The following is a 6,908-nucleotide window of genomic DNA, read 5'->3' on the forward strand; positions in this document are numbered from 1 at the left end:
TATATCGAACTCACATTAAATAATAGAGGGCGTTGGCAATTCTATACCAAATCCATTATGAGATTAGCTCTTAGTCCAATAAAGCAGAGTCAAAAGGCTAACCATTTACCATAAATTTGGTATTTTCTAAAGTACAAAACTTTGTACGCAAAGTTAAGGTGTATAGTATTTAATCTCATCACTAGCGGGAATATTAGATCCATCCCCTTGTTTTTCTATTTGCTTTTTCATGTCTGCTTGGGAAATGATTTTATGAACTCCTCTACCTAAAAGACCTGCTGTGATCAATGTTTTAGCTACGCTATTTGATGTTGTTACAACAGGTAATGTGGAGCCTAACAGATTATTTGCCCCAGCGGTAAGAAGCGATGTGGCAACTAATGTCAGAGTTATTTTTTCTTCTAATGAAAATGGAAGATGATACTCAAAATAATTACTTGCGCCATTAAGAATAGTCATAGTTGATGCGCTAATGCCGCTGACAAGCGAAATACCTCCCAAACCAACTGCCATAGGACCTGTGACTGAAGCAACAGGAGGCGCTGCAACACTAACTATTGTTAAAACGGCAGATCCTATACAGGAACCCATACCAACCACCCCTAAGCTTAATGATGTTAGGCCGCGTATTTTTTGTCTTGTAGTAGCACCTGCGGTTGGGAGTTGAAAACTGATATTGTTTTTATGTGCGAAACACCCTACTGCTGATTCAAGTGTTTTAGTTATTTCTATATAATCTTTTAGACATTTCCCTGTTTCATTAAGCGTTTTAATATTCTCCTTGATATCTTTATATAAAGAATCAACTATTACTCTTACTCTACCTGCATCCTTATAAGAAAAATTTTCTAAGACATTATTCGTTGTCAGAAAATCCAAGGAATATTTACTAAAATTCTTTTCTAATTCGTTAACACTTAAATTGACTTCGTGCCAAATTTTCTGTGTATCAGCATCTTTCGTTCGAGAGCTACACGCATATATTTCTTTAAAATGGCCTTTCAATTGAGACAAATAATTTAATGCACCAACTTCGGCAATCTTTGATATCGCTTGCACCTGGAGAAGATCAACATATCCTTTCAATTCTTGTAATTCTTTCTTTTTATCTTTATTACTAGTTTTATCTCTTGCTTTATCAATCTCTTGTTTTAAATAATCAAATAAATTATCAGTACCTTTTGCAAATAAGGCCGCTACACTTTGACTCAAACTTGCCGTTGTATCTTTTGCTCTATTAGGCACTCTAAGTGACATTTCAGGAGAACCACGACCTGTTGATGGAACAACATGCCGCATTGCCCAATTATTTAGATTGGTAATCACTTCTTTACGAATTGTGCTCTGGGGGTTAAAATACTTAATTATGTCCGATATTTGCTCTAATTGAACAATAAATTTATTTAAGTATTCTTGCATCTGAGCTTTACATGCTTCATCCATAGTGGTGAAGTCGATAAGAATATTATCTGCCATTTGACTACCCCTTCTTAGTTATAATCTCCGTCATTCCTCAGGAGTCTCACCGTTTTCAACTAAATAAGTGGCAATTAAATCAGTACATCTATTACAACTTTTTGCTTGAAGAAAATTCTTATGCTCTTAGGTCAGAGATATACTATCCTCCAATCTCATGATATAACAAATTTATTTGTAGTAGAATAGATAAGAAAGAACGCGGTAATTCTTCTTCAATTCACTAACGCATAAATTGATTTTTGCTAATTTCTGCACATCCATTCTTCGTCGAAGAACTGTACTCATCTATTTCATTAAAAGGACATTTACAATTTGGAACTATTTAGTGATCGAAAAATTTACATCGTTTTTAGCTAAAAACAGGTATCTCACATTATTAAAACAATCTTGAATATATCTCTCAGTAGGCTGATCATTAATTGACTGCTCGTCAAAAAAAGATAAAGCTAATAATTTAGCCTTATTAAAAATCATTTTGAATTGTTGTCTAATAACTTCAACATCATAATGAGTATAAGAAATCACATTCTTCCCATCTATTTTAACTGGAGTCTGTTCCTTTATGATTTGCTCAAGTTCTTCCATGAACATTTTAAACTGAATGTATTCAGGATTATCTTGGTTAATTATGCCTTCCAGACCAGTAATAATTCTTTCCACGTAATGCATAGCGCCTACTTCGCATATTAGAAGCTGACTATTTATTTTTTGAAATATACATTCTTGAATTAAATCTTGAGTATATTGAATATGTTGATTAATGAGATCCTGCTGCTCTTCTGATACAGTCTGGCTCATTAGAAATAATTTTTGTAATCTTTCCTCTAATTTTTTATGAACAACAGATATCAATGAAATATTCGCGTTGGCAGTATTTTTCTTAAAAACCTTTGCCTCAACCACTCCTTGCCTATTAGTTACAAAAATTTCCAATTCAATTTCTTTAGGCATCAACCGTGAACCTTTCGGTATTACATCATAATAGCTGATCCTATGCTCCTCATGTAGCATCTCGCGCCATTTCTCAGGAGCTTCGCCGTTCTCAACCAGATAAGCAGCAATGAAATCAAGTGTCTCTATTACATTTTTTTTTGTTCTCGAAGAAGATTCTTATGCTTTTCTGAAAATGTATATATCTGCAATCTCATAATACAATCTAATTGGTTTGTTTTTAGTAGTATAGATGAAAATAAGCCTTTTTAGTTGATTCAATGATCCCCTGTGACAAAAATTCCCCAATTACAAGCGGCCCTGGATTAACTATCCGAAATATTCGAACACAAAAGGGAAAAAAATGAAAAACAGCCCCAAGATCAAATAAAATAAAAATTGATCTTGAATGCGTCTTTGGTCTTTCTCTCTTGGGCGAAGCATATAGAATGCAATAAAAAGAAACACAACACCAATTAGTATGCTTAAAATTTGCGCGGATAAAAATAAGGACATAAAATAAGGAGAAGTTGTCTGCGCGATATGCTCTTCTTTCGGAATAATTTCAACAGCAGCAGTATATAAATTCATTTTTTAGCATGAGAATATTTTTTTTAATCCTCGCTCCATTTGAACAATATTTCAAGTAGGAAAGTTCAATATTTAGTTAATCGGATGTGCGAACCCATATTATACGAAACTTAAATACAGGTTGTATCAGCTAAATTAAATCTAATTCTTTTTTGAGATCCTACTTTTTAAATCCGAATTCAATATAAATTCTTTAAATAATTGATGAATATAAAGAACACTTTTGTCTTTGTGATAAACCATATAATACTCATTATCCGTATTAAGCCAATCGGGTAATACCTTAACCAAAATCTTATTTTTCAAAGCATCTGAACATAGGTAGTAAGGAAGAAAAGCAATGCCGTGATCAAAACATGCCATTTTATGCAAAAAGATTAAAGAATTACTTTCTATTGCAGGATTTTTAACGTGAATTTTAAATAATTCTTTATCATTTTTTAAAGGCCAATCACCCAGAGAACTGTGCTTTAACAGCTTATGATTCATTAAATCCATGGGGCATTGTATTGGCGAACGTTTAGATAAATAGGTTGGGGAGGCCACTAAACAACGTGGCACTTCTCCAATATAGCGAGATACTAGCCTTGAATCAGGCAATTTTCCAGTTCTAAAGGCGAAATCAATGCCATATTGGGTTAAATCCAGAAATTGATCAGTAATAATCAAACGTATCTTAATTTGAGGATAGAGTAATTTAAAATCGTGTAACAAATTAGGGAATAATTCTAACCCAGAGATTTCAGGGCAAGTAATGACTAGCTGACCTGAGGGAGTCTTTGCATATTCTCGCAAATGATTCTCTGCATAAACCACTTCTTTCAACATGGTTTGGCAATGCTCAAATAAAATTTCCCCCCCTAGAGTAAGGCTTAAGGAGCGAGTGGTTCTGTTAAGTAATTTAATCCCCAGATTAGCCTCCATCTGTGAGATTTTTTGACTGACCCAGGCTTTAGAAATTCCTGCTGCTAATGCAGCCTGAGTAAAGCTACGTTTTTTTACGACTAAAGCAAAAATGGCCAAATCATTTAGACTAAGTGGATTGTTTATCATAATGAACAATATGTTTTTATTTTTCTATCTAATCAATCAATTGACTAATCTATACCATAACGCTTGATATACAACAACTAGGAGGTATCATGCGTTTTATTATATTGTTCATTTGTTTATTATTAACCAACCCCATTCTTGCTAAAGTTATCAATTATCAAACAGATACTTTTGCCGATATTGCGACATGGTATAAGGAATCGCAAGCTGATCCAAAGACCACTTTGATGGTATTTGATCTGGACGATACATTAATCACTATGTCACAACCTTAGGCAGCGTGGGTTGGTGGGATTGGCAATATAAATTACAAAAAAATAAAGTCCCATCTGAGAAATTATTTACTCAAGACTACCAACAATTGGTGCGTATCCAGAATCTTTTGTTTCAATTAGTTAAAATGGAAGTCACTGATGAATATGTAATGCCTTTTCTAAAAAAGGCCGTAAAACAAGATGTGACACTCTTAGGGCTAACAGCACGAGGAAAAGAACATTTAAGCGCCACCTTAATGCAACTGAAAGATAATCAATTTATGATTGGCGAAAAATTATTGTTTCAAAAAAATGGATTGAAATTAAACAATAATAAAACATCGGTAGCTGGTAATTTTCATTGTCCACAATTCACCCAAGAGGTGATCTATCAACGGGGCATTATGTTTTTGGATGGGGAAGACAAAGGTGAAGCTTTGCTTTGTGCTTTAGCTAATACAAAACAAAACATTAAAACCATTATTTTTGTTGATGATGCTAAAAAAAATATAGAATCAATGGATAAAGCATTCGCAAATCGCGACGATTTACAAGTTTTGAATATATTCTACACTAAAGAAAATGCCAAAGAGTTAGAAATCCAAACAAATCCTGATATACAGACGCAACTATTTGAGCAATGGGATTCAATTAAAAAGACCTTAAATGAGGTCATTGTTCAGTCCAATTTCTGAAATGAACCTGGTTGTTGCTTTATGCACCAACCAGGCAAAAGTATGCTAGTAAGATAGGGCTCAATTATTGGAAGGAGAAAAGCCTTTTTTATTTTCATTAAGCGATTCATTAAACTCGTCTATTTTCTCTTTAAACAGTTCACTACGAGTTTTAAATAAATCTGTAGGTGTTTTATCAGTCAGAGCGTATACTATTCCAATAACAATAAGTCCTGGAAAAATCCCAGTTACAACGGTTAATGCAATAGCAGCAATCCCTGCAAGAAAACGTCCTGTTGATCTGTCTTTATTATTCTGGATTATTTCCATGTTTTTCAATGCCTTGCCCTCTTCTTTTGTATCAAGGACCTCAAAATATTTTTTTATTGTATCCTGATTTTTTTCTGGGCTTTTTAAAACTCCAATTAATTGATTAATAATTGAATGTATTTCTACGTTTTTTTTCGATAAATTCTTTTGATATTCTTCAGTAACCTCAAGAAGCTGTTGAATAATTGATTCACATTCTTTTTTAGTATTCATTACAGGTTCTTTTTCCTCTTGCTCCACGTCCTCTTCTACTGGTTTCTTTACCTCTTGCTCCACATCCTCTTCTACTGGTTTCTTTACCTCTTGCTCTATTTTCTGTTTCACTGGTTCTTCTTTATCTTTTGTTTTACCCGAATTATCGCGAGTATAAGCGAGTTTATTTTTCTCTACGCTAAGCGATTGTTTCTCATAAGCTTCCGGTGTTAAAGCGCATTGTCTGCTAAATTCAGTACCAATATTTTCTGCAACATGAGTTGATGCCATTGCACCACCATGTCCATCATAAACTCCAAGAAGAACAGCCGGCGTATCTCCGGTTACAGTTTGGATGGCAACGGTAATGTTATCTACAGAGCCATTTCCTTTTGCTTTGAGCACTAAAGCTTTTGCTATTTCCGTTTCTGATTGCTTTTTATCTGCCTTTAAAATATCCTCTAAAGTAGTGCGTAAAAAATCTTCATGATCTGCTTTAGTTTGATTTTTTGCCCCATCAGTAAAGCCATCACAAGTTGTAATAATTTGTACTTTCCCAATGGCTTCGCGGCTTATATTAAATTTTTTTGCTAATTCATCGAAACTAGTAATATCAATTGTTGCTTCAGAACATACTCCACTTTCCTTAAGGGGTGCGTCACCAATAGCTCGTGAAACTGCAAGCACTCCATTGACTCTCCCAAATGCAACAAAGCCACCTGCTGTCTCAATTCGTTTCTTTTCTAGCTCATCAGTTGGTTTATGAGTTACTGAGTTTAACCTAACTACTCCCAAGACATTACCTTCCTTATCATATACAGCAGCAAAAGATGCAGCATCTGCCAAGGTAGCAGTAATTAAATTACCCTTTCCATCATAAACTGTAGTGGATGCGGTCGTTCCATCCCTATATTTGTTTTCTAAAACTTGCTTATCCAAAATTCGATATGTTGTCCATAAACGTTTCCCAATTTCCTCTGGACTTAAAGAGTCTAATTTTCGATCTAGTGTTTGCCATGCTATGGCATCTTCTTGTGAAGGACGTTTAGGGGCATTCTGAATCTCAAAATAGCCAAAAGGCTGCTCTTTGTCTTGATATCCTACATTTTCTGCTTGATCGTGGTTATACTTTCCTGGATGAGAAATAATTTTTGGCATAAGGTTACCTCTGACTTAGATAAATAATAATGATTGTAATTTTAGCATTTTATTTATGATTTGAACACCCCAATCCTAAGATATGTCAAACCAATTTAAAATGTCCTTGATCTCCAATTTAAAAATGTCCTTTTGTTTAAAAAATATAATTTGTTATTGAGCTTGTGGTATGTGAGCGAGAAGCTTGTGAGTGTGCTCAAACTGTGGTCAACTCTGTTTTGAGTTGTCCATAGTTCCTGACTTCGGA

At 34.2% G+C, this 6,908-nt stretch carries 7 protein-coding genes; 2 read left to right on the top strand and 5 right to left on the bottom strand.

The features are described 5' to 3' along the window. Positions 1–153: 153 nt before the first annotated feature. From OK13_RS09280 to OK13_RS09295, 4 genes are all read right to left on the bottom strand, one after another. Positions 154–1,476, bottom strand: a complete 1,323-nt coding sequence (locus tag OK13_RS09280) for a hypothetical protein (protein WP_035890417.1) — start codon at positions 1,474–1,476, stop codon at positions 154–156. Between the two features lie 321 nt (positions 1,477–1,797). Then, positions 1,798–2,430 (bottom strand): hypothetical protein, encoded by a 633-nt coding sequence (locus tag OK13_RS09285; protein ID WP_152571651.1) that lies wholly within the window; start codon positions 2,428–2,430, stop codon positions 1,798–1,800. Between the two features lie 309 nt (positions 2,431–2,739). Beyond that, on the bottom strand, positions 2,740–3,000 hold the full coding sequence (locus OK13_RS09290) for a hypothetical protein (RefSeq protein WP_035890418.1): 261 nt from the start codon (positions 2,998–3,000) through the stop codon (positions 2,740–2,742). A gap of 141 nt (positions 3,001–3,141) precedes the next feature. After that, complete coding sequence (locus OK13_RS09295) at positions 3,142–4,053, bottom strand: LysR family transcriptional regulator (protein WP_035890419.1); 912 nt, start codon at positions 4,051–4,053, stop codon at positions 3,142–3,144. Positions 4,054–4,142: 89 nt separating this feature from the next. Between OK13_RS09295 and OK13_RS15340 the strand changes: the two genes are divergently transcribed. Continuing rightward, complete coding sequence (locus OK13_RS15340) at positions 4,143–4,328, top strand: DUF2608 domain-containing protein (protein WP_241480495.1); 186 nt, start codon at positions 4,143–4,145, stop codon at positions 4,326–4,328. A gap of 5 nt (positions 4,329–4,333) precedes the next feature. Then, on the top strand, positions 4,334–5,002 hold the full coding sequence (locus OK13_RS09300; RefSeq protein WP_241480496.1) for a DUF2608 domain-containing protein: 669 nt from the start codon (positions 4,334–4,336) through the stop codon (positions 5,000–5,002). A 60-nt stretch (positions 5,003–5,062) separates the two neighbouring features. On the opposite strand, the gene OK13_RS14180 is transcribed toward OK13_RS09300, so the two are convergent. Further along, positions 5,063–6,661, bottom strand: a complete 1,599-nt coding sequence (locus OK13_RS14180) for a PP2C family serine/threonine-protein phosphatase (RefSeq protein WP_081964905.1) — start codon at positions 6,659–6,661, stop codon at positions 5,063–5,065. Between the last annotated feature and the right edge of the window lie 247 nt (positions 6,662–6,908).

Origin of the sequence: Legionella norrlandica, assembly GCF_000770585.1 — a bacterium.
Classification (GTDB): domain Bacteria; phylum Pseudomonadota; class Gammaproteobacteria; order Legionellales; family Legionellaceae; genus Legionella; species Legionella norrlandica.